Below are 25,123 nucleotides of genomic sequence, written 5' to 3' on the forward strand. Positions count from 1 at the left end.
GCTGCGCGCATGAATACGCTGATCCGCTGGTCAATTCGCTACCGTGGCCTTGTCGCGCTGCTTTCGGTTGTGTGGTTGGTCGCAGGCATCGTCATCGCTCTGCGCTCGCCTCTCGACGTTTTTCCCGAGTTCGTGCCGCCGCAAGTGACGATCCAAACTGAATCAGCCGGCCTCGCGCCTGAACAGGTTGAGCAGATCGTCACACGCCCGATCGAGGCAGCCGTGAACGGCGCTCCTGGTATCGAAACGATGCGATCGGAATCTGTCTACGGACTCTCGGTCATACTGATAACGTTTCAGGAGGATGTCGATCCGGTCAGTATCCGCCAAGGAATCTCGGAGCGACTGGCCACGCTGAATGGCAAGCTACCCGCTGGGATCGGACAGCCAAAGCTGACACCGCTCACGTCGAGCACCATGGACGTGTTGAAGATCGGCCTCGTCTCTGACGTAACCGATCCCTACACGATGCGCGACATTGCGGACTGGACACTTAAACCGCGACTTCTGGCGGCGCCGGGCATCGCGCGTGTCACGGTCTATGGCGGCGCCGTTCGCCAGGTCCAAATTCAGCCCGACCTCGAAAAATTATCGATACTTGGTTTGACAGTCCAAGACGTGATCAGCGCGGGGCGTGAGGCAACGGCGCTGCGTGGCGGTGGCTTTGTTGAAACAGCGTCCCAGCGGATCACCATCGACACGCCGCCACCGGCGCCCGATCCGCTTGCGATAGCTGAAACAGTCGTAACGCTCCAGAACAATCAGCCGATCCGGCTAGGCGACGTCGCGACCGTCACAATTGGCCAAGCCATACCAGTCGGTGATGCTACGATCATGGGCAAGCCCGGTGTGCTCTTGACGATTTCGGGCCAATTCGGCGCCAATACGCTTCAGGCTACGCAGGCGGTTGAGGCCGCACTCGACGAATTCAAACCGCTCTTACAGCAGCGCGAGATCGAAATGTATCCCGCGCTGCATAGGCCGGCTACATTCATCGAGCGCGCGCTGGGCAATTTAGAGCGGGCGCTTGCGCTTGGCTCCGCACTCATCCTGATCGTTCTTTATATATTCTTGCGCAGCGCGCGCGCCGCACTGATCTCCTTTCTCGCAATTCCAATGTCTCTGTTGGCTGCCGTCGCCATACTCGGTTATTTCGGCCAGTCGTTGAACACGATGACGCTTGGCGGATTTGCGCTCGCGCTCGGCGTTCTTGTCGATGATGCAATCATCGACATCGAGAACATTATGCGCCGCCTGCGCCAGGCCAAAGTGGCGGGCAATGCCGACAACCTTTCGGTGGTCGAGGAGGCGTCAATCGAGATCCGCGGATCGATGTTCTACGGTACTCTGGCTGTCATCTTCGTATTCATTCCCGTTCTGCTGGCCGGCGGTGTGCAGGGGCGTTTCATCGGTCCCATGGCCCTCACCTTTATCATTGCCGTCACTGCCTCGATGTTGATCGCATTGACAGTAACTCCTGCGCTTTGCGCTCTTTGGATGAGCGGAACCATCGAGGCGGAAGAACCGCGTATTCTAGTACTCCTCAAGCGCGTCCAGATGGTATTCCTCAATTTGGTTCACCGGTTCTGGGGTCTAACGCTCCTGGCGCTGACAGCCGCCGCCGCCGCCTCGATTGCTACTGTCCCTAGTCTCCACAGCGAGCTGATTCCGCAATTTCGCGAAGGCCATTTCGTGGTGCAGATGGCAATGGCATCACCCGGGACATCTGTTGCAGACGTCGTAGAAATCGGCGAGCGAGTGAGCAAGGAACTGCTCAAGCTGCCTTATATTGCAACCATAGGCCATCAAATCGGACGCGCCGAATCGGGGGAGGACACCTGGAGCCCCGACCGCAGCGAGTTCCACATCGAGTTGACGTCCGATCACACGATAGCCGAGGCTGACGCCCAGGATGAGATCCGTTTGGCGCTCGAGAAATTCCCCGAGATTCGCACCGAGACGCTGACGTTTCTGGGAGACCGCATCAGCGAAAGCCTGAGCGGCGAGACAGCACAAGTTGCCGTCAATCTGGTCGGCACGGATCTTGAGGCCATCGAGAACGCCGCCACCAATATACAGAAGGCGATTGCGGATATTCCCGGCATCGAAGATCTGCGGATACCACGGGCCGCCAAGGCACCCACACTGTCGGTCAAACTCGATCCGAAAGCGCTGTCCCGCTACGGTCTAACCCCTCAAGATGCTCTAGATACCATTCAGACGGCGTTCGCAGGACTAACGCTTGGTACGACCTATGAGGGTGCGCGCACCGTAGATGTCGTCGTCGTGCTCGCGCCTGATCAAAGGCAACGGATTGAGCAGTTGGGCAATCTTATGGTTGCTAACGCCCATACGAAGACGCCGCTCCGCAACGTCGCAACCATCGAGCTCACCGAGGGGCGCTCGAACATTCAGCACGAGGGGGCGCAGCGCCGCGTAACCGTAACCTTTAATGGCTCAGCCGATCGGTCGCTGCGCGCGATCGTCAACGACGCGAAGGCGCGCATTGCCAAAGTTCAGCTGCCTGCCAACGTCTACGTTTTGTGGGCTGGGCAAGCGGAGGCCGAGCGCGAAGGTCAGGTTCGCATTGCTACGCTCACGGCCATCGCTATCCTGCTCGTCGTTGCGTCTCTTACGCTTGCCTTCAAGAGGCGTAAGCTCGCCGCGCTTCTGCTCGTCAATCTACCGTTTTGTCTGATTGGCAGCATGGCAGCGATCGTCGCGAGCGGCATCGGAATGACACTTGGCAGTATCGTCGGGCTCGTCACCGTGTTTGGCATCGGAGCACGCAATTCGGTGATGATGCTTGCGCACGTCGAAAGGCTTGTCGATGTCGAGGGGCACAGCTGGACACCTGAGACTATCAAGCTGGCCGCCTCCGAACGCTTGGTGCCGGTATTCATGACTGCGTTGATGGCTGCGCTCGGCCTCGTTCCTCTAGCTATGGGCCTCGGCAGTCCCGGTCACGAAATCGAGGCCCCTATGGCGATCGCCGTGCTCGGCGGACTGGCCTCGGCGACATTCCTAAATCTCGTTGTCCTGCCCGAAGCGCTTATTCGGTCGCAACGCTGGCTACGCCTCGGGTGATTGCCGGCGATGTGAAATGCTCGGCTAGGAGCAGGCGACGCCATCACGACTTCACTCCGTACACTTTCGAAGAACGAGAAGCGCGGTGTTATGCGCACGGCCGCTCCTGGCCCTTCTCGGTTGTTAAATTGTTCCGTCTGTGCGTCCGCTCGTTTCTCAAGCAGGGGGTATGAGTTCCGCTGACAAGGATTGAACTCGGAAAGAGTTGTAATTGGCCATGCTGATGATGCCAGATCGGGTGTCTTGCACCCCGATCAACCTGGGCTCTTCAGGACGTATGTCGCTCAAATGCGGGGATATCTAGTAGTGAGTAGGACAGCAGCGCAGTGCCACCGCCGAACAACGCTAATAGTACAACGAGGCCGACATTTACCAATCGGCGACGTCTTCCGCTGCGATCCGAGAAAATGGATTTTGTGGGAGCCATGAATATTTACTGACGAAATGAACACGTAGGAATGCAGAAATGGGACGGTTAAGCCAATTTGGCAGGCAACCGCAAAAGTCGAGCCAACAAGGTGTGGGGGATTCTTTAAGCGTAATTGATCCGTCTGCAGATCGGCATTGTCGAAGTTTCTCGCCAACGCGGTTGCCTTTATGACATCGGCCAAGTGCGGCTTTGGCTGCATCAACCGCTCGAAATCACCGTGCTACCCCTGTGCTAGCCTAATCAGAAATGACAAGCTGGGTAGGACGCTTACGCCTGAAGCAAGTTTAGCTCGTAGTTCGAGCTGACTGACGCGCGCCTCGCGAACGGCATTCCGGTATATCTCGAGCGTAGGGCAGACCAGACGCTGGCGGCAAGTTCTCGATCATGTCTCAACCAAACTCGCCGCGCGACCTGTCCAGAGGAACGCACCTAAATCCAAAACAGCTCACACGCTTTCCGCTATTTCGCCCCTATCCTGAGGGCGAGGTAGCAGAGGCAGCATGGCGGCACTATAAGTAGGTCACATTTAACGGGAAGCGATCATGTACGAAATGCCATTCCCCCGCTCTCCTCGCCTGGACGGCAGGGATCCCGAAGCAAAGCGCAGAGAGGTTCGCGATTATTTCCACGCCACCTTTGACCGCTACGAGCGGCTATTCGAGGTCTTGACGGGCGACGCTGCCTACTACGAGAAGCCGATCCCGCTCCGCCATCCGCTAATCTTCTACTTCGGGCACACGGCCACCTTCTTCACAAACAAGTTGGTGCTTGCAGGGCTTTTGGAATCTCGCATCGACCCAAAGCTCGAGTCGCAATGTGCAGTCGGGGTCGACGAGATGAGTTGGGACGATCTCGACGACACGCATTATGAATGGCCTAGCGTTGAAGCCGTTCGCGCTTACCGGATGAAGGTGCGCAGTATGGTCGACGGGCTAATTGCGCACCTGCCGCTCACGTTGCCGATCAGCTGGGACAACCACTGGTGGCCCATCCTAATGGGGATCGAGCACGAACGCATACACCTCGAAACCTCGTCGGTCCTGATCCGCCAGCATGCGCTCAAGCATGTGCGCCGTCATGCGACCTGGACACCTTGCACTCAGGAGGCCGTCGAGCCGCCTGAGAACGAACTCATCGCAGTACCCGCCGGACAAGTGAGCATCGGCAAGGACTGGGAGAGCGATCTTTACTACGGTTGGGACAATGAGTACGGCCGTCATGAGGCCGAGGTGCCTGCCTTCAGCGCTAGCCGCATGTTGGTGTCAAACCGCGAGTTTCTGAGCTTCGTCAACGCCGGTGGCTACCGTGAAGAGCAATGGTGGAGCGAGGAGGGTCGCAAGTGGCGCGACTTCGCCAACGCAACCCATCCTACCTTCTGGTTGCGCGATGGTGACGAGTGGCGGCTGCGGCTGATGCTGGAAGAAACACCGATGCCTTGGAGTTGGCCCGCCGAGGTCAACTTCCACGAGGCAAAAGCTTTCTGTAACTGGCTGGCAGACAAGAAAGGCGAGCCGGTCCGTCTTCTGACCGAGGACGAATGGTACCGCCTCCGTTCAGTAACTGGCGTCAACGAGGGCACAGCTGCCAACTACCAACTCGACCATTGGGCTTCGTCCTGCCCGGTCGACCGGTTTGCCCACGGCGATTTTTACGATGTGGTCGGCAACGTGTGGCAGTGGACGGAGACGCCCACCTACCCATTAGCCGGCTTCCGGGTTCATCCGCTCTATGACGACTTCACTACTCCTACCTTCGATGGACGTCACAACTTAATCAAAGGCGGCTCCTGGATCTCCTCCGGCAACGAGGCGCTTCCCGCTTCCCGCTATGCCTTTCGCCGCCACTTCTTCCAGCACGCCGGCTTCCGATATGCCGTGGGCGAACCGCCGGTGGAGCCCCCCGCCTCGCACTACGAAACGGACAAGCTCCTGTCCGAATACGCGGAATTCCACTATGGCGAGGAGTATTTCGGAGTTGCGAACTTCCCGCAGACTCTTGCCCATGTCGCGATCGAGGCAATGGGGAAACGCCCGGCGTTGAAGGCGCTCGATCTGGGCTGCGCTGCCGGCCGATCCAGCTTCGAGCTGGCCCGCCATTTCGAGCGCGTTACCGGTATCGACTTCTCAGCCCGTTTCGTCGGTTTCGGTGCTCAGCTCGCCGAGCAGGGAGTCGCACGCTACACATTGACCGAGGAGGGCGAGCTTGTCAGCTACCATGAGTGCTCGTTGGCAAAGTTCGAACTTGACGGTGTCCGCGACAAGGTGGAGTTCCTGCAGGGCGATGCCTGCAATTTGAAGCCGCTCTTCTCGGGCTACGACCTGATCCTTGCCGCCAATCTGATCGACCGCCTCTACAGCCCACGCAAGTTCCTTCTCGACGCGCACACGAGATTGAACTCCGGCGGCCTTCTTATCATTGCCTCGCCATATACTTGGCTTGCCGAACACACCTCGCGCGAGGAGTGGCTCGGCGGCTTCAAGCGTGACGGCGAGAGCGTCACCACACTCGAGGGCCTGAAAGAGCTGCTAACACCGAATTTCCGACTGGTCGGAGAGCCGCGGCAGATCCCGTTCGTGATCCGCGAGACGCGGCGCAAGTTCCAGCACTCACTGTCGGAGGTGACAATCTGGGAGCGCGGCATCTGAGCTGCGATCTGGCACGGAACGAGTGCAAGCCCGCGTCGGGCCATGCTGCCTCAACGTCGATGCCGCGGAAGGCTGCGACGTGGACGGCAAGCGCTAGTATAAGGCCCGCAATCGCGATTAAGCCTGCTGGTATTCGGAGATATCGAACCGCCTTGCGACAGATTCTTATGGCGGAGTTTGCCCCGCTCATTTTCGCACGGTAGTGCCATTCAATTGCGACTGGCCTCTCATCGGTAAAAGTTGTGCGAGATCGCACCCCGTCGTGCCCATTGACCCCAACGGACGCACTGCGGAGGCGCAACAGATGTGTTGCATCAAGGAATCAATCTCGGCAGCACAGCGGTTGATGCGACTCTGAGTTTCGTGTTTGTCATCGCGCCGCCTTTGCATCCGGAAAATGTCCGGGGAGCGCACAACGAACCATCGAATTAATCTAGTTACTGCCCGGTCTGCAATAAATCGGGGTACGCAGAGCCGTTTGGCCCGATTTCGCTTATTGCAGCTTTACAACTCAACTGAACCACAATCCGACACGGATTGGGGTCGTGGGGTGCCATGCAGTTTTTCACCTTGAGCCACTCTCCGTAGACAGTCGCGGCCTGTGCGTTGAACTGATAGAGCGCTTCTCCGTGAAATTCGTGCTTGAGCGCTTCAACCATCTTGCTGGCTCTGACGCCCGGGCAAACTTCGGCGGCCCCAAGAGCTTGCGCGTAGCGAGCACCGGCTTCACGCGGAGTATGCTCTGCTGCCAACGAATAGGTAGGAAACAAAACGAGCGTTATGATCTGTGCCAATTTCCACATGCCTAACCTCTAGCTTCTCACCTGTGATTGTCTTCGAACGAGAATTGCTATCAACCGGCACTCGAGGGGTGTCGCATCGGCCTCAGCTCACCGGAGCTTCCCAAGCAGCGAGACAGACACATGCTCTTCCTTCTCCAGCCGTCATTGGGCGGCTTTCAGCCTCTTCGAACTCTATGACATCGCCCCCCCCGTAGCGTTCTTGTCCATCGGATAACTCACCCTGTAGAACCATAATGATCTTCGAGCCCATGTGCCGTTTGTGGGGCAGATTGAAGCCAGAAGCGATTTTGAAGAGACAGAGTGAGCCGTTGGAATGCTGTGCAAGAGGGATGGGGAATTGCCAGACTCCCTGAGAGGCATGTAGCCATGCGACGTCGTTCAGCGACCGTCCGACGAATTGCTGCAACGGCTCGGGCACATCACTTATTAGCTGCTCTCGCGCGTCGACGGCAACTGACGACTTTGCCTGTCTTGGAAGGAGCATTTCCGATTCGAGAGGCTCGGGATGCACCTCTTCAAGTAAAGCAGCGCCGATTAAATCCAAATCTGCGAGCTCGCTTCTGCACCGCGAACACATTGACATGTGGCTGGCCATAACGGCGGCTAGCGACTCAGGCATGCTGCCCGCGGCGCAGCTCATTAAGTACTCGGGCGCGGGATGGTGCTTAATCGTCATGGTCGCACGCTCCAACAGCGCCGCGAAGCTTGATGTAGGCCAAGCGAATCCGTGACTTGACCGTACCTATCGGTAAGCCCAGCTTTTGGGCGATCGCGCTGTGAGACAACCCTTCGACAAATGATAGTACAATAATTTCCCGTTGATCGGAGGGTAGTCCATCGAGTGCGATTTTGATGCTCAATCTCTGCTGTTCTATCGATAAAACTTCATCAGGTAACTTGGCCGCACTTGCTTCATCTATAAAATGATGGTCCTCCAACGCGACCCATGTCTTTTCCCTACGCAGCCGGTCTATTCTTAGATTACGTGCAATCGCAAAAATCCAGGCCGGAACATTGCCTTTCTCACGCGAATATTGACCGGCCTTATGCCAGACCATCAGCATGGTTTCTTGCGCAAGCTCTTCCGCAGTGGCGGCATTCGTCCCTTGCCGCATCATAAAGCCCTTTACCAGAGGCCCGTATTTCTCGAAGAGCTCGCGAAACGCTTGGGAATCCCTTCGGTCGGCGACGCGTTCAAGATTTTCGTGATCCGACATTTCAATCAAATCTTTAGTATCGGTCTTAGCGGCGGCAGGAAGACCTTGTTCAAGCCGGCCATGATTATCAGCGTTTGGTCTGAGTGTAAGCAGATTAGCGCTGTCGTCACCATACGCCAATCGACAGTTTCCCTACTCTTGCAGAACCCAAGAGTGATCCGACTGGGCAAATGCCACGTAAGAGGGATCGTCTGGTCAACTGTTGGATCCAGCCTTCCCGATGAAACTTGAGGGACGCGTCTTGCCACGGTCCCCCTTTTTTCTGATTCAAACAGTTCGATTTATTACAGGCTGAATTGCCATGTGAACCGGAAAACAGAGAAATAGGCCGCGTGCGCCTCGCATAAACGAATTTATGGGTCCACCATGCTAGCAATTTTTGTATCGGCTTGCTTGATCAATGATCCTTCGATTTGCCGGGACTTTCGAATTCCCATCGATAGCGCCGAAGATCCGATAGGCTGCGTAAACTTTGCCCCGCTTCATTTTGGTAACTGGGCTGAAGAGCATCCCGGCTGGAAAATATTGCGCTGGCGCTGTGGTTCCTCCAGCGAAGAAAAAATATAATGATGTGAAGACAGCCGACTCCGGCAAAATGGAATTCGACATTGTACGCTCCACTCGCTTGCTGCGATTATTGTCGGTTGATGGCCCGACGCGGACTCAGCGGCGAAAACGACCTCGGCTGCTTTCGAGCAACGAGCGGTCACGCATCAAGTAGAAGCCGCGCACTTTGGCTGCGTCCGCTGCAATGACTATCGCGTCAATCGAACACTCAACATCATTGCGGCTGCAAAATAGCCGTATCATTCGGCCGGGTCATGAACTTGTAGAGCAGCGACGAAGTCAGCCGCTGCACCACGTATTTGAGGCCGCTTTACGTGCTGAAGGCTTGTTGTAAGTTCGGTTCAGGCTTGTGCAAGCTACACACAACCAAGACAGCTGCTCCATTCGCCAAATAGTAGAAAGCATCGAGACCTTCGAAGCCAAATACGATTGGCGCGGCAATGAAAAGCAGTCCGACAGAAATGTCGACGAGCAGGTGGAACCAGTATGGCAGAACGCGTATGACGCCCAACTCGTGGTCGGTGAACAGCGTGAGGATCAGGGCTGCTACACCGGTCCCGACCGCGAGCCATCTTGCCAGCGGGTTGGACATGCCCAGTCCGAGAACGAACGGCAATGCCATGAGGCTCAGTGCAACCGGATAGTCCAGGTAGGCATGCATGGTTCTGGTAACGAAACGCATCGGATTTCTCCATTTATTTGCATGACGGCTGCGCCGGGGGCCGACGCAGCCGCAGGTCCATGCTTCAGTTGATCTCTGAGGGCTGTTTGTCCTTAATACCAGGCCAGTTGGCCTCAGCCTTCTTGATCGCCCCGGGAATATCCTTCAGCCATGTCTGCTGAATGCCGCTGTCGAGGTTGAGATAGAGCTTGCCGTCGACGACCTTCCAGAAATTCGGATCGCCGTCGAATTTGGCGCCGACCGAGACGCCGTAAGCGCAGTAACCGCCATAAGCTGGCTCGAACTTCGCAGGATTGGCTTTGAAGGTGTCGAGATTTGCCTTGCTGGCGAAGCGATACGTCGCCTCTTTGTGAACAGTGGCGAATTCGGCCGCGCCGCGGACAGGCTTGCCTTCCGTCTGGTAGGCTACGACATCGTAGCCATGAACGGCGAGGCCAGGGGCAGGCTTGCCATCCGCCAGTACAAGTCCGGCCGTCGTGTTGACGTCCGGGCCGGCGAGAGCGGGGACGACCGCTCCTCCAAAGATGGCGCTCGACAAAGCGAGGGTCGCGAGCAGTGCTTTCTTCTTGATCATGTTGGGTCTCCTAGTTTTGAGTTCATTGCTGTTGAAGCTCCGCGACCAATCCTGACTTCGGCTGCGGTCGATCATTCCTGCCGCAACGTCCTAACAGTCAGGACGGAGGCTGCGCCGACCCGCCGGTCACGCAGCTTTGCGCGGTGACACGGCGGGGAAGTCGATTTCGGTAAGGGCAACCTCGTTGACGTAGTTCGTCAGCGTGTTGAGAGCGACGTGCAGGACGATCTCGACCAGCTGCGCATCGTCGAAACCGGCTGCCTTGACGGCAGCAACATCAGCGTCGCTGACACGGCCGCGCTCACGCACGACAGTTGCGGCGAAGCGCACGGCGGCCTCGGCCTTGGGATCGTTGGACGATCCGTTTCGATTGGCCGTCAATTCTGCGTCGTCCAGCTTGGCGACATGCCGCGCGAGATAGGAGTGTGCAGACAGGCAATAACTGCAGCCGTTGATCTCCGCGACAGCCAGCGCAATGCGCTCGTGCGTCTTCGGATCGAGGTCACCCGTCGTCAGAGAGTCCATCATTGCGAAATACCCGCGCAACGCTGCCGGGCTGTTTGCTATGACCCTGAACAGGTTGGGGACCGAGCCGAGTTTTTTCTTGGCATCTTCGAGCAGCGACCTGGCGGCCTCCGGGGCCTCGGCGATCGAGGCAATGGTCTTGATACGGGTCATGGGCCTTTGGTCTCCGAGTGGTTTGAAACGCGGCCTAATTGGCCAATGCCCACTACATGGACTATTCCAAAAAAACGCACTATTCTGTAATTATGAGAACCATTGTTCCATTATCGGAAGGATAAGATGGATCGCCTCGAATCCATGTCTGCGTTCATCGCCGTCGTCGAAGCAGGAGGTTTCTCCGCTGCCGCGCGGCACCTGCACGTTCCATTGGCAACAGTGAGTCGAAGGGTGTCAGAGCTCGAAGACCACCTTCGTGTGCAATTGCTGATCAGAACGACCCGCTCTGTCGCGCTCACCGAGACCGGCCAGCGCTACTACGAGACTGCGCGACGGTTGCTGGAAGAATTGGGAGAAGCGGAACGACAGGTGGCGGGCGAGTACACGGCCCCGCGCGGGGAGCTGCGCATTGCGGCGCCCGTTAGTCTGGGTCGGATCTACCTCGCGCCCATTATCACAGAATTCCTGCGCGCCTATCCCGAGGTCGATGTCGCACTTCAATTGGGTGACGAGGTGATCAACCTGGCCGACGAGGGTATCGACATTACCCTACGCGTCGGCGATCTACCCGACAGCAGCCTGAAGGCCATTCCTCTTGGAGAAATCCGCCGCGTCGTTTGTGCTAGCTCTTCCTATCTCAAAAGCGCACCATCCATGTCATCACCCGACGATCTGAGGCGTCACGCTTGCATCACGTTCACGGCCATTGAAGCGGTGCATGAATGGAGCTTTCGGATTGGAAGGACTGTGAAGCGCATACCGGTGCGCTCGCGCTTATCCGCTAGTGCGGCCGATGCGGCGGCGGACGCCGCTGCTGCCGGGCTTGGTGTCACGCGTCTTCTTTGCTACCAGGCGCTTCCAGCGATCAAAGCCAGAAAGTTGAAACTTATCCTGCGGGACTTTGAGCCGCCACCCACGCCGGTCAGCTTTGTCTATCGAGGCGGGCGGACCATGCCCCAAAAGCTCAGAGCCTTCATCGACTTCGCCGCGCCTCGAATGAGGTCTCGCCTTGTCTTCGATCCGTAATCGCCCGGACGTCAACCTGATGATCGATCCAAGAGCCAGAATTGCGTTTGTACATCTGCGGGACATTCCGAGTGAGGAGATCATCGCGCACATGTCCGATCCCCGCGTGGGCAAACACATGCCACTCCTCACATTTGATTGGAATAGCGAAACACTTACGGACTTTCTTGCAATAAAGGACGCGTACTGGCGTCGCGACGGTCTCGGACACTGGGCAATCCTCTCCAACGGCACCTATGTCGGTTGGGGCGGGTTTCAGAAGGAGGGAGATGAGTGGGATTTCGGACTGGTGCTCCGGCCCGAATTCTTCGGGCTGGGTATGCGGATTACCCAGAAAGCACTGATGGTCGCCAGAGCCGAGCCGAGAATTCCGTTCGTGACATTCCTTCTGCCCCCGTCACGTAAGAATCTGAGAGCGCTTATCCGTCTCGGAGCCCAGTTCACTGGTGAGGTCGATCTCGGCTGCGCTCGATTTCTAAAGTTTCGCCTTCAGACGGCATGACCGCCGTTTCAGAGTGATTGGCATGTCTTGTTCGAGTGAGCTTCCACTGTCCTCTCGTCAGTCGTAGTTCGGCTAAGCTAGCTCGAACCAGACGAATTGTAAGCTCATCACCGCTGAGCTGGCCATGGCAGGTATTGGCCCGTTGCGTCCCTCCACCGATGTCCGCTGTCAGATTGCTACTGACTTCATCCTTACGCTGGCCTTTTGGCGTCCAGCGGCTTTCGCTACCCCTGTACTAACCGGAAACGTGACGTCAATCGCCAAGCGATTGGACGGATTGGTGTTTGAGTCTTGGAGCATCCTCTGAGAGTGTGCCGAAAATTGACAATCCGCCTAGGCCTGCCGCACGCAGTCCAAGCTTGCGAACGACAAAACAACCTTCCTTAATTCCGGTACTTTCCTCCCGAGGTTTTAGGATTGTACTGCTAAAATGCCTAAGCCCTTGTTCGGAATCGCGTTTTGATGGTGCTGCCGGAGGGGATTGAACTCTCGACCTCTCCCTTACCAAGGGAGTGCTCTACCACTGAGCTACGGCAGCGAACCGGATGGTGGCCCTAGAAAATACAACAAACCGCACTGCCGAAGCATTGCGGTTGTGCTGGGCACACTCGGAAAGCGGGCGGACACTGCCATAACCGGTCCTGTGGGGCAAGCGGTTAAGAGCTGTGCATTTTCTGCGAGTTGGGGACCGGCCGCTCGTCTAGTCGGCGTGCGGCGGTTAAACTCCGGCAGATCGGCGCAGGGAGTGACTATCGCATGTCTAAAGGTAGCGGCAGCACAGGTGACGGTGGCAAGGCGGCTGCCAATCGGGCAGAGAGGCTGGCCGCCGAATTACGGGCAAATTTGCGCAAGAGAAAGGCGGTGGCGCGCGCCCGCAGCGGCCCACACGGGGAGCCTGCCAACGGTGAAATCGGGGCCGCGGAGCCTAAGGACGAGGGATGAGAAAATGCCGGCTCCTGAATGACTTTTACCTCTCCAGGTCGGCATTCAGGTCACGCCAATGCACGTCTTCGTCGCGCCCTCTTGCCCCCGACCCGCGCCTGCCGCTAATCATGCGGCAAAATCGCAGCAGTCGAGTCGGGTTTGCGTGTCGTTGCGGCCGGTCTGTTGTGCCGGTCAGGTTTCAATCGGCCAGGGACGTCGAGCAACAGTGGCTCGGGTAACCTGCGCAACCCATCCTAGGACTTCTTCATGGATCGTATCCAGATTACCGGCGGCCGACAGCTCAACGGCGTAATTCCCATTTCCGGCGCCAAGAATGCGGCGCTGCCGCTCCTCATCGCCAGCCTGTTGACCGACGATCGGCTCACGCTGAAGAACGTGCCGAACCTCGCAGACGTCAATCTCCTGGTTCGCATTTTGCGCAATCACGGCGTCGATCTGGCGGTCGACGGCAAGCGCACCGGACCCGTGCAGCATCTTGGAGAGACGTTCCATCTGACGGCGCGCGATATCGTCGACACCACCGCGCCTTATGAAATGGTATCGCGGATGCGGGCCAGCTTTTGGGTGCTCGGTCCGTTGATTGCGCGCATGGGCGTCGCGAAGGTTTCGTTGCCTGGCGGTTGCGCCATCGGAACCCGCCCGGTTGATCTGCATCTCGCCGGCCTTAAGGCGCTGGGCGCCGATATCGAGATCGAAGGCGGCTACGTGCTCGCCAAAGCACGCAAGGGCCTTCGCGGCGCGCACATCGTTTTCCCGAAGGTTTCTGTGGGCGCCACCCATAACGTGCTCCTGGCAGCGGCGCTGGCGCGCGGCGAAACGGTGATCGAGAACGCTGCACGCGAGCCGGAAATCGGCGACGTCGCCGATTGCCTTGTTAAGATGGGTGCCCGCATCGATGGTATCGGTACGTCCGTCCTGCGCATCCAGGGGCGGGAACGTCTCGAAGGCGCGGTTCATACCGTTGTGCCTGACCGCATCGAGACAGGCACCTTTGCTTTTGCCGTCGCTGCAACAGGTGGCGACGTATTGCTCGAAGGGGCAAAGGCCGCGCATCTCAAGACTGCACTTGATGTGTTGGCCGAGACCGGCGCGCAGGTCGAGGAAACATCCAAGGGAATTCGCGTTGCGCGCACCAAGGGTGGCATTGCGCCTGTGTCGGTTGAAACGCAACCCTTCCCTGGCTTTCCAACCGATCTTCAGGCTCAGCTCATGGCTCTCGTGTCGCGTGCGGTAGGTACCAGTGTCATTCGCGAAACGATCTTTGAAAACCGCTTCATGCATGTGCAGGAGCTGGCTCGTCTCGGCGCCGACATTCACCTGCATGGCGATACGGCCACGATAAAGGGCGTCAAGGCGTTGACCGGTGCGCCTGTGATGGCCACGGACCTCAGAGCCTCGGTGTCTTTGGTTATCGCCGCGCTGATGGCCGAGGGCACCACGACGATCAATCGCGTCTACCACCTCGACCGCGGTTTCGAGCAGCTTGAACAGAAGCTGTCGCGGTGCGGGGCTTTGGTTGAGCGCATCGCCGGAGCTTGAACTCGATCGGGCTGCGAATGGCTGGCAGAGTTAAAATTGTGGCTAGGAAGCCACAATACTTGAGGCCGGCGTTGACCATTTTCGCACAATTTTCGGTCGCCCCGCGCACACTGTGTAATTTACCACTCCGGGCACGTGATCCTGGCTGGAGAAGAGAATGTTGCGCCTGATTTTGCGCATCGGATTGGCGCTCGTGGCTGCCATAGCAGCGGGCTTGAGTGTGGGGTCGGCGCTGGGCTTGCCGCTGGTTTCGACCAGTCAAGCTGCGACCTCTGCAGTCTGGCAGGCTCTGACTGGGGTTGGCTCATATATCCCGTTCGTTCTTCTGCTTTCGATCATTGCGATTGCTCTGGCTGAACTGCTAGCGCTGCGGCACTGGGTCTACTGGCTGCTCGCGGGATGCATCACGGCGATTATCGGTTTTCATGTGCTGGAGTTTGCCGGAGTTTCGGACGTATTGTCCGCAGTGCATGCTCCACTGAAATTCGTTGTCATGGGAGCAGCCGGGGGATTGGTCTACTGGCTTCTCTCCGGACGGAACGCAGGGGGGCTGGTCGCGGCTGCAGAGCAGCTATACGCGGTTTCACCTGTGACGGCGAAAGAAGAACGACGTCGCTGCGCGCTGTGTGCGCTGCTGTGGCTGGCACTCGGACTGATCCCGCTTGGCCTGCTGGGATGGCAGTCTCTCCATTTGGGGAGCGCACCGTTCGCAGATCGGCTGAGATCAAGTGCTGCAGGCGATGCGACACGACTGCTGACGTTTGCCGGGCTCGACGGCGTGAAGTTGCGGGTCGAAGACCACACCGGTCACGTCACGGGCACGGTGGCGGACGCCGAAACGAAGGAAAAGACTTTTCAGAAAGCGAAAGAGGTACTAGCGCCGCTGGTGGGGCTGCCCGGTATCGTCGCCGTTTTGCAAAACGATTTATACGCAGTCGACGACACCAGTCCGGCGATCGCCGCGGAGAATGCGCGCATCAAGTCTGCGGAAGAAGCTGCCCGCAAAAAGGCTGAAGAAGAGCGTCTTGCCGCCGAGGCTGAAGCCAAGCGCAAGGCTGAGGAAGAAGCCGCGCGCAAAAAGGCTGAAGAAGAGCGTCTTGCCGCCGAGGCTGAAGCCAAGCGCAAGGCTGAGGAAGAAGCTGCCCGCAAGAAAGCAGAGGAAGATCGTATCGCCGCTGAGCGCAAGGAAGAGTTCGATGCCTGCAGCACCAACCTCTCCGATCTGACTCGGAAATCCAACATTCTGTTCCGCAGCGGATCTGCCGACTTGCGCCCCCGACACGCCAAGCTCCTTGATGCCTTGGCGTCCGTGGCGAAAAGCTGTCCCGTCATCACGATCGTCATCGGTGGGCACACGGACTACACCGGCGGGGAAGACCTAAATCAGGCGCTGTCGGAGGATCGGGCTGAAGCCGTTCGCGCAGCTCTCGTGGAGCGCGGGGTTGACGCCAAACAACTGGAAACGCGCGCCTACTCCTATCGCCAACCTATCGACGGCACCCTCAGACATTACGCGCGCAGAATAGAACGGCGCGCCAGTTTTGAGGCGGTGCTGCGGCCGGAAGAACAACCGACCCAATAGCCTCGGGAGGAGCTTGATGTATCTCGTTCAGCAATTGTGGTGGTTCTTGCTGCTGGCGTTCCTGCTAGGGGCGCTGTTGGGCTACCTGATGTGGCGCACCTGCGGCCAGCGCCATATTCAATCCACCTACCAGCGACAGCTCAAGGATTCATCCGAACGGATCGCATCGCTTGAAAAGGAACGCGCCAAGTTCTCAGCATCGGCACTTGAAGCCGAACGGGAGGTGGCCCGCCTCAGAGCCGCGTTGGATAAAGCTGGTGGCATGGCCTAAAAAGGCGCTACTTCTCGGGAGAATGATTGAACCGTCGTGGTTGCACCTGTGAGCGTGCGGGGCTATCACTCCACCGACAGCCGGTATACAGGGGCCGCAGCCGCATTCTCGATGTCCGATCTCAAGCTTATCGCACTCGATTCAGAAGATCTGAACGTAATATCTGCGCATTTGCAAGATGCCGTCCTGCGCGTTGGCGACATGGCGTATCTTCCGCGAGAGCGCCGGTTTGCTGTCGTGGTCAACCGCTTCGACTGGGAAACTGCCGCAAGCCGAAGTGGAAAGGGCGAAAAAACGAGCCTCGTACGTCGCCGTTCGGGACTGCGTTTCGAACGGGTGATGGGCGCCCAGGTTCATGGCATAGACCTCAAGGACAAGGCGGCGGCCTTGGCGCTGCTTGCTGTCGTGTTTGAGCCTTCGGGCGACCAGGAGAGTGTGGCAGGCAATGTCACGTTGACATTTTCCGGCGGTGCCGCCATCCGGCTATCGGTCGAATGCGTGGAAGCTGAAATGAAAGACCTCGGCGCGGTCTGGAAGGCGCACCAGGCTCCGCGCCATGGTGGCGAAGAGAGCTGAGGACGAGACCATTAAGGAGCGGTCCGTTGGACCGGAGCATTTCACGATGCCGATGCATCTAAAGAGCACTGCGGCCGATTTCGAAGCATCGTTTGCGGCGCTGTTGGCACAGAAGCGGGAAGTTTCCACGGACGTCGATCTCGCGGTGCGTGCCATCATCGACGATGTGCGCGCGCGCGGCGATGCCGCGTTGATCGACCTTTCCAAGAAGTTCGATGCGGTGGACTTGGATACTGTCGGAATCAAGATACGCGGCGACGAGATCGAGGCCGCGGTGGCTCAGTGCTCGCCCGACACGATCGAAGCTCTTAAATTCGCTCGCGATCGCATTCGCGACCACCATGCTCGCCAGCTTCCCGAAGATGACAGATATTGCGATGAAGCCGGCGTTGAGCTTGGCCATCGCTGGACGGCGGTTGAAAGCGTGGGCCTCTACGTGCCGGGTGGCCTCGCCTCATATCCCAGTTCGGTGTTGATGAACGCGGTGCCTGCGAACGTCGCCGGGGTGCCGCGCATCGTCATGGTAGTTCCCACACCGCGCGGGGAGCTCAATCCGCTTGTGTTGGCCGCTGCGCAACTTTCCGGCGTCGAAGAGATTTATCGCGTCGGCGGCGCGCAGGCGGTCGCAGCGCTCGCCTTTGGAACCGAAACGATTGCGCCAGTAGTGAAGATTGTCGGGCCTGGCAACGCCTACGTGGCCGCCGCCAAGCGGCAGGTGTTCGGCACCGTTGGCATCGATTCCATCGCTGGACCATCCGAGGTTCTCATCATTGCCGATAAGAACAACAATCCGGATTGGATCGCAGCCGATCTCCTCGCTCAGGCCGAGCACGATACTGCAGCTCAGTCAATTCTGATGACGGATGATGCAGCCTTTGCAGCCGAGGTTACAAAAGCTGTTGAACGCCAGCTCATGACGCTGACTCGCGGCAACATCGCGGGTGAGAGCTGGAATGTTTTCGGTGCTACGATTGTGCTGTCGTCGCTCGAAGAAGCCCCGCGTCTCGCTGACCGGATCGCGGCTGAACACCTCGAAATCGCGACGGCCGACTGCGAGACGCTTGCCAAACGCATACGTAATGCGGGCGCCATTTTCCTGGGCTCCATGACCCCAGAGGTGATTGGCGATTACGTTTCAGGGTCCAATCACGTGCTGCCCACGGCTCGCAGTGCGCGCTTCTCATCAGGGCTCGGCGTTCTCGATTACATGAAGAGAACGTCGGTGTTGAAGCTCGATAGCGCAGCGCTCAAGGCGCTGGGTCCTTCCGCAATGACGCTGGCGCGCGCCGAGGGGCTGGAGGCGCATCGGCGGTCCGTGGAAGTGCGGCTAGAGAGCTGAGGGGCCAAACCAAAGGCATGACAAGCGAAGCCGAAAAGAGCCGCGACCGCCTTGTCGAGATCACGCTCGACCAGCGCTCGCTTGGGCAGTCGAACGTCAATATCGACCACGAACGCGAGGTCGCCATTTTCGATATTCTGGATGGCAATTCTTTCGCAGTCGATGGCATGGATGTCGGTCCCTATCGCCTGAACCTTGCCATCGTGGACGACAGGCTGCAGCTGACGGTACGCGACGAAGACGCCGAAGCGGTGGCGTCCCATCAGGTGCCATTGACGCCGCTCAAGCGGGTGATGAAGGACTATTTTCTCGTCTGCGACGACTATTATGACGCCGTGCGTACGGCGCCACCTTCTCGCATCCAGGCGATCGACCTTAACCGGCGTACACTTCACGACGAAGGCAGCAAGATCTTGGCGGAGAAGCTTGAGGGCAAGGTGAAGGTCGACGCCGATACGGCACGCCGCCTGTTCACGCTGCTCTGTGCCCTGCATTGGAAGGGGTAGGCTCCGGCCGCTGATCAACGCCGTGCGTTGAGGTACCAGGTATCTTGTGCCCCGACACCTTTGATGTCGATGGTGCCGTGCTGCTCCAGAATGAAGTCCTTTTCCAAGGCCGCCTTGCAACCTGGGCACAACAGAATGCGGCCGGGCTTGCTTGCCTGCTCAAGGCGGCTAGCCAGATTCACTGGATCTCCCCAGACGTCGTAGCTGAATTTCCGCTTGCCGATCACGCCCGCCATCATCGGACCGGACGCCATGCCTGCGCGCACGTTTATGGGAAGGTCGAGTTCGCGAGCGGTATCCTCGACGGCTTCCAGCATATCGAGCGCCATGGACGCCAGCGCTACAGCGTGGTCCGAGCGCGGCTCAGGGACGCCGGACGCGACCATATAGGCGTCGCCGATGGTCTTGATCTTTTCAACGCCATGCTTGGCTGCAAGCTCGTCAAAGCGACTGACTAGGTTGTTCAACATCTCGACCGTGCGCTCCGGGCCTAGCCCGCGCGCAATCGCAACAAAGCCGGTGATGTCTGCAAAGAGCACTGACGCTTCCGTGAACCCGTCCGCGATCGCTGTTTCGGGCTCGGCCTTTAATCGTTCAACGACCGTTTCAGGCAAGACGTTGCGTAATACCGTTTCGGTTTCCGCCTTTGCACGTTCAGCAAGGCTGAAGGCGTAGTAGACCGAGGCGGCAATGAGGCCGAACGTCGTCAAGGCGCCCTGTAGGTAACTTGCGTTGAGAAAGGCATCGTCCATCGGCAGCAGAGCATCTGACCGATGGTAGGCGAACCACGCGAACAGATGGAGTGCCAGAGCCGTGACGACGGTGGCAAGCACGAGCCAGATGCGCTCCAGCCCGAAGACTACGAAAGGCGCGGCAGAGAATGCTACATACATGAGTGGGGTGCCTGCGGACCGACCGAAGTAGGCTGTAAAGAATAAAAGCGCCAGCAACTCGGCGCCCGCGATCAGCAATGCCCCTGCAATGTCATTGATGCGGTGTGCGAATGGCACCAGCATGGCGATGCCCGCAAGCACCACGTTCATCAGGATGACGGGACGCATCTTGGCGTAGTCGGCCGCAGCCTGCTGGAACGCGAAAATGAGCGTGGTGATGACGATGATCACCGAGATCATGTTAATGATCTTCAAGCGTCGCTGGGTGTCAGGCGGATACCTCTTGGTGCCCAGAGCTGCGATGTAGGATAGAAATCGTCCCACCGGAGCAAACAGGCTACGAAGTCCGGCGCGAACAAATGTGAGCGAACGTCCTAGAGCGCTCAGCACTGATGTGAAGTCGGACGCGCGCAGTCGCGGTGCATCCAGGTGCATGGTCGACGTCTTAGTATTTTCATCGGATCGTTGCTGGGACGCATACGACGACTGCAGGCCGCCTTCGGCTGGGCGCACGTCTTCGATCCTGGTGGGTCCGGGTCTCATTCGGCCTGATGCTACCTCGAACATGCCTCGCGCTGGCGTGGGCGCTTCCAGCCGGAGGCACCGTCCGCTTACTGATGCCGGAACTCTCTTGTCGCTGCGTCAGTGGCACCCCTTTTAGCACGCCGGCGCGCGCAAGGGGCCCTCCAAAAGGCTCAGTCGACGCCTCCGACGCCCGTTAAGGCAACGATATCACACACGACGATTGCGCCTTTGCGTTCGATGGCGCCTTCAGCTTCCAGCATCGCGAGGGCTGCATTGACCTTTGGCCGGCTTGCGCCGACCAGTAGAGCAAGTTCGCTCTGGGAAATGGGCAAAGAAATATTGACCTTATCCGACTTTCCATTGGGGTCCTTCTGGCGGGCGGAGGCAAGAAAGAAGCGCGCAAGACGGGCCTCGATGGGGTGCAGGGCGATGGCTTCGAGCTGCTGGTCGGCGTCGCGCAGGCGGCCTGACAGAAATTTTATGGCGGCCTCGGCCACCTGCGGCTGCTCTGTAAGCAAGCGTGAGAAGGCGGCCTTGGAAAGGGTCAGCGTCTGAACCTTGTTGACGGCCGTCGCATCTGCCGAGCGCGGAAAGCCATCGAATACCGCAAGCTCACCGAATATGGACGGGGCCTCCACGTGTGCGAAAGACAACTCGCGTCCGTCGCTGGTGAGAACCGACAATCTAACCCTGCCTTTAGATACGATATGCAATTCGGTCCCGGGGTCGCCTCGGGAGAAAATATTCTGCCCCGAATCGAAACTCGCTTCGCGCAGCTCCTGTGCGACGGCCGCGCGACCTGTCTCATCGAGTGCTTTAAACATCGGGGCCTTGGACAGAAGGTCCAGGACCTCCTTTTTTTCCACCATGACAGCCTTCAAATATCCAGAATTTCTAGCCTAAGGAGGATGCCCTGTTTCCAGGGGGCCTGCAACGAGGGTCCCCCCTTGCTTTCCGAAGTAAGGCTAAGCATTGTCGGGCGCTCTTGCCCTGCGCGGGCGCGGCGGATTCAAAACCATGATTTCTTCGTTGAAAGCAGCCCTTCTTCCGGCATTTGGACAGTCCTCTGCCTCGGCCCGAGAGAGCCTTCGCAAGGTGCTGGCGCGTGAGCGGGCTGCCAATAAAGACGTCACTGAGCGTCCACGCCTGGTTTTGGCAAGCGCAAGTCCAAGGCGGATGACGCTGCTCGCTCAGGTCGGAATTACCCCGGATGCGCTGCGCCCGGCCTCGATTGACGAGAGCGCGAAGCGCGGGGAGATGCCGCGAAGGCTCGCGTCGCGCCTGGCACGGTCCAAGGCGGAAGCCGCTCGTGATCAGATCGCTAATGACCGGGATGTCGCTGATGCCTTCGTGTTGGCCGCCGACACCGTTGTTGCAGTGGGCCGCAAGATACTGATGAAGCCGAGCCACGTGGAGGAAGCGATTGCTTCGCTTCATTTGCTGTCGGGCCGCACCCATCGCGTGCTGACATCTGTTTGCCTGATTACGCCGGACGACCGCGTTCGTTCGAAGATCGTGGATACGCGCGTGCGCTTCCGCCATTTGTCGCGCGCCGAGATTGAGGCCTACATTGCCTCGCGTGAATGGCGGGGCAAGGCTGGCGGATATGCCATTCAAGGCCTTGCTGGTTCGTTTGTGCAGCGGATCGTAGGCTCCTACACCAATGTCGTCGGTCTGCCTGTGACCGAGGTCGTCGGGATGCTGACGGCGGAAGGCTTCCCGATCCACTACAATTGGCTCAAGTTTGCCGAAGTCGACCGCAGCTAGCCTTTGCGGCACCTCGAAGGAAGCAACGTCTCGTGGCCAAGCCCAAAACTGGCAAATGCTCTGTGTGTGGAGAGCCGTCGGTTCCCGAGTACCGCCCGTTCTGTTCGAAACGGTGCGCGGACATCGATTTGGCGCGCTGGTTGAACGGTGCCTATGTCATTGCCGGAGGCAATTCGGACGCCGATGAAGACGGCGAGGAACCGCTTGTCCCCGAAAGCGAAAATACGCCGACCGACCACTAATTGGCGCGGATTTCACGCTGGCGCGAAGTGCCGCTTGCCAGGGCGCAGATCGCCCCCTATAAGGGCCCGTCCTCGCCCGCCGAACACGGTGCTCGCGGACAACGCCCAGGTAGCTCAGTTGGTAGAGCATGCGACTGAAAATCGCAGTGTCGCTGGTTCAATTCCGGCCCTGGGCACCACATCTCTTTGCAAAAAAAATTCCGGCCTACTCGAAGTCCAGAACCGACATGACGCGAAACGTACGCAGCTTACCGTCATGCTCTGTGAATGATACATACTCGCCCGGCACAAAGCGGTGTTTATCGAGTTTGAACCCGGCTTCATCGTCCTCTTTCTGGCTGGGATCGTAGTCGAAGGCCCAGCTGCCGCCTGGCCTGCGAATGAGCCGCCCCATTTCATCTTGCTCACCCGGCCAGAAACGGCGCACACGGCAACGATCGCGGCTCGCCTTCCATTCTTCGGCAACCAGATGTCCGCTGTCGTCCAGCGGCGCGATGAAGTCGTATCCGCGATCCCGGCTTCCTTCAGGGAAGTCGTGGTCGCGCGCCAACTCGATCCTGATACGCTTCAAAGCCATAAATGCCTCCGATCTTAAATTTTAATCTTCCCGCCTTGCTTGTTGCGGCGAGTTTTGCGTCAGTGGGAAAAGAGGACGGGTATCGTCATGTCGCGCATGGTATTGCGTGTGGCGCCGCCCATAACGAATTCGCGCAACCGCGAATGGCCATAGGCGCCCATCACAAGCAGGCCAGAGGCGTTCCGTCTGGCTTCTTCCCGCAGGGCAGCGGAGACGCCTTCGTCCTCGGCTTGAATGGCCTTGGCTTCTGCCTTGACGCCGTGGCGCGCGATCGTCACGGCCAGTTCTGCGCATGGCAGGTCGCCGGTGCTTTGGCTTCCCGTGCGCGGATCGATCCACACGATGTCGGCCTGTCCGGCCTTTTCGATAATGGGCATCGCGTCGAACGCTGCACGGGCAGCTTCGCGGCGGCCGTTCCATGCAATCGTGATACGCGATGGCGTCGGTTGAGGATCGCCCTCGTTGGGCACGACGAGAACCGGCCGACCGCCTTCCATGACGACGGCCTCGGCTGCGTCGAGCGTGTGCGTTAGATGCCAGGACAGATCAGCTTGCGGGGCAATGACGATATCGGCCATGCGGGCGTTCTGCACGAGCGCTTCGGCAACCGTTGCATATTGGCTCTCCTGCTGGCGCCATTCGGCCGGTCGCGGCAGGAATGCTGTTTTTTCATTGAATATTGCGGCAATTCGCGCGCCTTCCTCACGGTAGGCTTTGCGCTGGACCTCAATCATCTCAGCAATGGCGATATCGGGCCATTCGTTCAGCACCACCGGAAGAGGCACGACAAACAGGCCGATGAGGTGCGCGTCATGCGCCTTGGCAAACAGGGCCGCGAACTCGATCAGGCGGGCGGCGCGGCGCTCGTCGTTGATGTGCGCCAGAACGGTTTTATAGGACATTTTGTTTCGACCCTTGTACTCAATTGGCGTTAGCGCGGCGGCGCCCTAGCATTCATAAGATCAATTAGGTCTGGAAAATATATCAAGCCTTCTTGATCTCGATTTTGCGCTCTGCCGAATTCGCATCAGAGCGTTTAGTGGCCGTAATCTTAAGCACCCCTTTGCCGATGCGGGCATCGATTTTGCTGTCATCCACGCTGTCAGGCAAACGAACAGAGCTTTCGAACCAGCCATAGGTCCGCTCGCTGACGTAATAATTTTGGTCCTTCTGTTCCTGCTCGGATTTCTTTTCGGCCTTAACCGAGAGAACACCGTTAATGTACGTCACCGATACGCCCGTCTCGTCGACCCCGGGAAGCTCGGCTTCAACGATGAAGGCGTCGTCTGTCTCGCGGACGTCAAGCTGAAGAGCGTTGGCCCCGGTCCCGCTCGCGACAAATGAGGGCCCATCCTGCGACCGCAGATCTAGCGCGCCGAAGATCCTACGCATCTCATGGCGCATGGCATCGAAGACGTTGCGGGGGACCGAGACCTGGGGAACGGGCTTGGGAACTGAATTGTCGGACATGAAGCCCTCAGAACGTGAAAAATGCCGGAGTTTAAGGACTTGAGTATGCTAGGAAGTCAGAACGGACACGGCGCCTTTGGCACGAAGATCTGTGCCCAAAAAGTCCAATGTCAGCCGCCTATAACCTGCATATGGGAATGGGGGTTCGGCTCCACATTGATCTAAGACAACCTGTTGGCAGCCATGTTTTGCGCACTGCAAAACTGAAAGCCGAAGGTTCTAGTTTGATCGCGATCAAGGGAGCAGGAGGGCGTCATAACCATATCTAGGTCAATGTTTGGAAAACGTCCGGAGGCACGACCCATGAACTCGGGAGCACTAAGAGCAACATGTTGTGCGGCGGCATTGGCAGTCGCTGCAGTGCAGTTTGTCGCTGGCGGCGTTAACGCCCAACAGGATGACGGTACATCGACGGAAGGCGAGCCGTGGGCCTTGTCCCTGGCAGCTCAGCTCCACGCGGAGAAACGCTGCGATGTTCAGGCGACCTATTTCGTTCGCGAAATGCCGTCGGCGGAAGGTACGCTGTATTCGGGACGTGTGCGCTGCATCGATGGCCGCGAGTTCGATTTCTCGCAATCAAAGCCGCATCTAAAATTCGACTTGAAGGCCTGCGAACCCGCGGCGTGCTGATTTTTTAACTGGACGCAATGGGTGCGGGCTGCCCGTGTCCATTGCGT

At 58.4% G+C, this 25,123-nt stretch carries 25 protein-coding genes and 2 tRNA genes; 15 read left to right on the top strand and 12 right to left on the bottom strand.

Features of this window, described 5'->3' with window-relative positions:
* The first annotated feature begins 9 nt into the window (after nucleotides 1-9).
* Nucleotides 10-3,087, top strand: coding sequence for an efflux RND transporter permease subunit (locus R3D51_07225; GenBank protein ID MEZ5899272.1), 3,078 nt, complete (start codon nucleotides 10-12; stop codon nucleotides 3,085-3,087).
* A 972-nt stretch (nucleotides 3,088-4,059) separates the two neighbouring features.
* Nucleotides 4,060-6,162, top strand: coding sequence for a 5-histidylcysteine sulfoxide synthase (gene ovoA / locus R3D51_07230; protein MEZ5899273.1), 2,103 nt, complete (start codon nucleotides 4,060-4,062; stop codon nucleotides 6,160-6,162).
* A 437-nt stretch (nucleotides 6,163-6,599) separates the two neighbouring features.
* Here ovoA and R3D51_07235 read toward each other — a convergent pair whose 3' ends face one another.
* The 6 genes from R3D51_07235 to R3D51_07260 form a co-directional block, all read right to left on the bottom strand.
* A complete protein-coding gene (locus R3D51_07235) occupies nucleotides 6,600-6,965 on the bottom strand; it encodes a hypothetical protein (protein MEZ5899274.1) in 366 nt (121 codons plus the stop codon).
* Between the two features lie 82 nt (nucleotides 6,966-7,047).
* Nucleotides 7,048-7,449, bottom strand: coding sequence for a cupin domain-containing protein (locus tag R3D51_07240; protein MEZ5899275.1), 402 nt, complete (start codon nucleotides 7,447-7,449; stop codon nucleotides 7,048-7,050).
* A gap of 181 nt (nucleotides 7,450-7,630) precedes the next feature.
* Nucleotides 7,631-8,302 (bottom strand): sigma-70 family RNA polymerase sigma factor, encoded by a 672-nt coding sequence (locus R3D51_07245; protein ID MEZ5899276.1) that lies wholly within the window; start codon nucleotides 8,300-8,302, stop codon nucleotides 7,631-7,633.
* Between the two features lie 757 nt (nucleotides 8,303-9,059).
* Nucleotides 9,060-9,431 (bottom strand): hypothetical protein, encoded by a 372-nt coding sequence (locus R3D51_07250; GenBank protein ID MEZ5899277.1) that lies wholly within the window; start codon nucleotides 9,429-9,431, stop codon nucleotides 9,060-9,062.
* Between the two features lie 64 nt (nucleotides 9,432-9,495).
* A complete protein-coding gene (locus tag R3D51_07255) occupies nucleotides 9,496-10,005 on the bottom strand; it encodes a YHS domain-containing (seleno)protein (GenBank protein MEZ5899278.1) in 510 nt (169 codons plus the stop codon).
* A gap of 126 nt (nucleotides 10,006-10,131) precedes the next feature.
* Complete coding sequence (locus R3D51_07260) at nucleotides 10,132-10,683, bottom strand: peroxidase-related enzyme (protein ID MEZ5899279.1); 552 nt, start codon at nucleotides 10,681-10,683, stop codon at nucleotides 10,132-10,134.
* 126 nt (nucleotides 10,684-10,809) lie between these two features.
* Between R3D51_07260 and R3D51_07265 the strand changes: the two genes are divergently transcribed.
* Both R3D51_07265 and R3D51_07270 read left to right on the top strand, forming a co-directional pair.
* A complete protein-coding gene (locus R3D51_07265; GenBank protein ID MEZ5899280.1) occupies nucleotides 10,810-11,712 on the top strand; it encodes a LysR substrate-binding domain-containing protein in 903 nt (300 codons plus the stop codon).
* The gene (locus R3D51_07270; GenBank protein ID MEZ5899281.1) at nucleotides 11,696-12,214 is read left to right on the top strand and encodes a GNAT family N-acetyltransferase; all 519 of its coding nucleotides are present in this window, start codon (nucleotides 11,696-11,698) and stop codon (nucleotides 12,212-12,214) included. The genes R3D51_07265 and R3D51_07270 overlap by 17 nt, the downstream gene beginning before the upstream one ends.
* Nucleotides 12,215-12,677: 463 nt before the next feature.
* Here R3D51_07270 and R3D51_07275 read toward each other — a convergent pair.
* Nucleotides 12,678-12,752 (bottom strand) — tRNA-Thr (locus tag R3D51_07275).
* A gap of 218 nt (nucleotides 12,753-12,970) precedes the next feature.
* Between R3D51_07275 and R3D51_07280 the strand changes: the two genes are divergently transcribed.
* The 7 genes from R3D51_07280 to R3D51_07310 all read left to right on the top strand — a co-directional run bounded on the left by R3D51_07280 (nucleotide 12,971) and on the right by R3D51_07310 (nucleotide 18,972).
* Nucleotides 12,971-13,156: a hypothetical protein gene (locus R3D51_07280; protein MEZ5899282.1), complete on the top strand. Its 186-nt coding sequence runs from the start codon at nucleotides 12,971-12,973 to the stop codon at nucleotides 13,154-13,156.
* Between the two features lie 249 nt (nucleotides 13,157-13,405).
* Complete coding sequence (gene murA / locus R3D51_07285) at nucleotides 13,406-14,698, top strand: UDP-N-acetylglucosamine 1-carboxyvinyltransferase (protein MEZ5899283.1); 1,293 nt, start codon at nucleotides 13,406-13,408, stop codon at nucleotides 14,696-14,698.
* Nucleotides 14,699-14,855: 157 nt separating this feature from the next.
* Nucleotides 14,856-16,280 carry an OmpA family protein gene (locus R3D51_07290; protein ID MEZ5899284.1) on the top strand — a complete coding sequence of 475 codons (1,425 nt, stop codon included), beginning with the start codon at nucleotides 14,856-14,858 and terminating at the stop codon, nucleotides 16,278-16,280.
* Between the two features lie 16 nt (nucleotides 16,281-16,296).
* Nucleotides 16,297-16,551: a hypothetical protein gene (locus R3D51_07295; protein ID MEZ5899285.1), complete on the top strand. Its 255-nt coding sequence runs from the start codon at nucleotides 16,297-16,299 to the stop codon at nucleotides 16,549-16,551.
* Nucleotides 16,552-16,662: 111 nt separating this feature from the next.
* Nucleotides 16,663-17,127: a DUF2948 family protein gene (locus R3D51_07300; GenBank protein ID MEZ5899286.1), complete on the top strand. Its 465-nt coding sequence runs from the start codon at nucleotides 16,663-16,665 to the stop codon at nucleotides 17,125-17,127.
* A gap of 46 nt (nucleotides 17,128-17,173) precedes the next feature.
* On the top strand, nucleotides 17,174-18,466 hold the full coding sequence (gene hisD / locus R3D51_07305) for a histidinol dehydrogenase (protein ID MEZ5899287.1): 1,293 nt from the start codon (nucleotides 17,174-17,176) through the stop codon (nucleotides 18,464-18,466).
* A gap of 17 nt (nucleotides 18,467-18,483) precedes the next feature.
* Complete coding sequence (locus R3D51_07310; GenBank protein ID MEZ5899288.1) at nucleotides 18,484-18,972, top strand: UPF0262 family protein; 489 nt, start codon at nucleotides 18,484-18,486, stop codon at nucleotides 18,970-18,972.
* Nucleotides 18,973-18,986: 14 nt separating this feature from the next.
* On the opposite strand, the gene R3D51_07315 is transcribed toward R3D51_07310, so the two are convergent.
* Together R3D51_07315 and R3D51_07320 are read right to left on the bottom strand one after the other, a co-directional pair.
* Nucleotides 18,987-20,378: an adenylate/guanylate cyclase domain-containing protein gene (locus tag R3D51_07315; protein ID MEZ5899289.1), complete on the bottom strand. Its 1,392-nt coding sequence runs from the start codon at nucleotides 20,376-20,378 to the stop codon at nucleotides 18,987-18,989.
* A gap of 182 nt (nucleotides 20,379-20,560) precedes the next feature.
* A complete protein-coding gene (locus R3D51_07320) occupies nucleotides 20,561-21,259 on the bottom strand; it encodes a Crp/Fnr family transcriptional regulator (GenBank protein MEZ5899290.1) in 699 nt (232 codons plus the stop codon).
* Between the two features lie 148 nt (nucleotides 21,260-21,407).
* On the opposite strand from R3D51_07320, the gene R3D51_07325 reads away from it, so the two are divergent.
* The 3 genes from R3D51_07325 (at nucleotide 21,408) to R3D51_07335 (ending at nucleotide 22,578) form a co-directional block, all read left to right on the top strand.
* Nucleotides 21,408-22,157 carry a Maf family nucleotide pyrophosphatase gene (locus tag R3D51_07325; protein MEZ5899291.1) on the top strand — a complete coding sequence of 250 codons (750 nt, stop codon included), beginning with the start codon at nucleotides 21,408-21,410 and terminating at the stop codon, nucleotides 22,155-22,157.
* 32 nt (nucleotides 22,158-22,189) lie between these two features.
* A complete protein-coding gene (yacG, locus tag R3D51_07330; protein ID MEZ5899292.1) occupies nucleotides 22,190-22,399 on the top strand; it encodes a DNA gyrase inhibitor YacG in 210 nt (69 codons plus the stop codon).
* A 103-nt stretch (nucleotides 22,400-22,502) separates the two neighbouring features.
* A tRNA-Phe gene (locus tag R3D51_07335) sits at nucleotides 22,503-22,578 on the top strand.
* A gap of 26 nt (nucleotides 22,579-22,604) precedes the next feature.
* Here R3D51_07335 and R3D51_07340 read toward each other — a convergent pair.
* From R3D51_07340 to R3D51_07350, 3 genes are all read right to left on the bottom strand, one after another.
* The gene (locus R3D51_07340) at nucleotides 22,605-22,976 is read right to left on the bottom strand and encodes a hypothetical protein (protein ID MEZ5899293.1); all 372 of its coding nucleotides are present in this window, start codon (nucleotides 22,974-22,976) and stop codon (nucleotides 22,605-22,607) included.
* Nucleotides 22,977-23,035: 59 nt separating this feature from the next.
* Nucleotides 23,036-23,878 carry a universal stress protein gene (locus tag R3D51_07345; GenBank protein ID MEZ5899294.1) on the bottom strand — a complete coding sequence of 281 codons (843 nt, stop codon included), beginning with the start codon at nucleotides 23,876-23,878 and terminating at the stop codon, nucleotides 23,036-23,038.
* Nucleotides 23,879-23,960: 82 nt separating this feature from the next.
* Nucleotides 23,961-24,446, bottom strand: coding sequence for an Hsp20/alpha crystallin family protein (locus tag R3D51_07350; GenBank protein ID MEZ5899295.1), 486 nt, complete (start codon nucleotides 24,444-24,446; stop codon nucleotides 23,961-23,963).
* Nucleotides 24,447-24,791: 345 nt separating this feature from the next.
* Here R3D51_07350 and R3D51_07355 point away from each other — a divergent pair, with 345 nt between their 5' ends.
* On the top strand, nucleotides 24,792-25,076 hold the full coding sequence (locus tag R3D51_07355) for a hypothetical protein (protein MEZ5899296.1): 285 nt from the start codon (nucleotides 24,792-24,794) through the stop codon (nucleotides 25,074-25,076).
* The last annotated feature ends 47 nt before the right edge of the window (nucleotides 25,077-25,123 follow it).

The sequence above is a fragment of the Hyphomicrobiaceae bacterium genome, assembly GCA_041397645.1.
Taxonomy (GTDB): Bacteria; Pseudomonadota; Alphaproteobacteria; order Rhizobiales; family Hyphomicrobiaceae; genus Hyphomicrobium_B.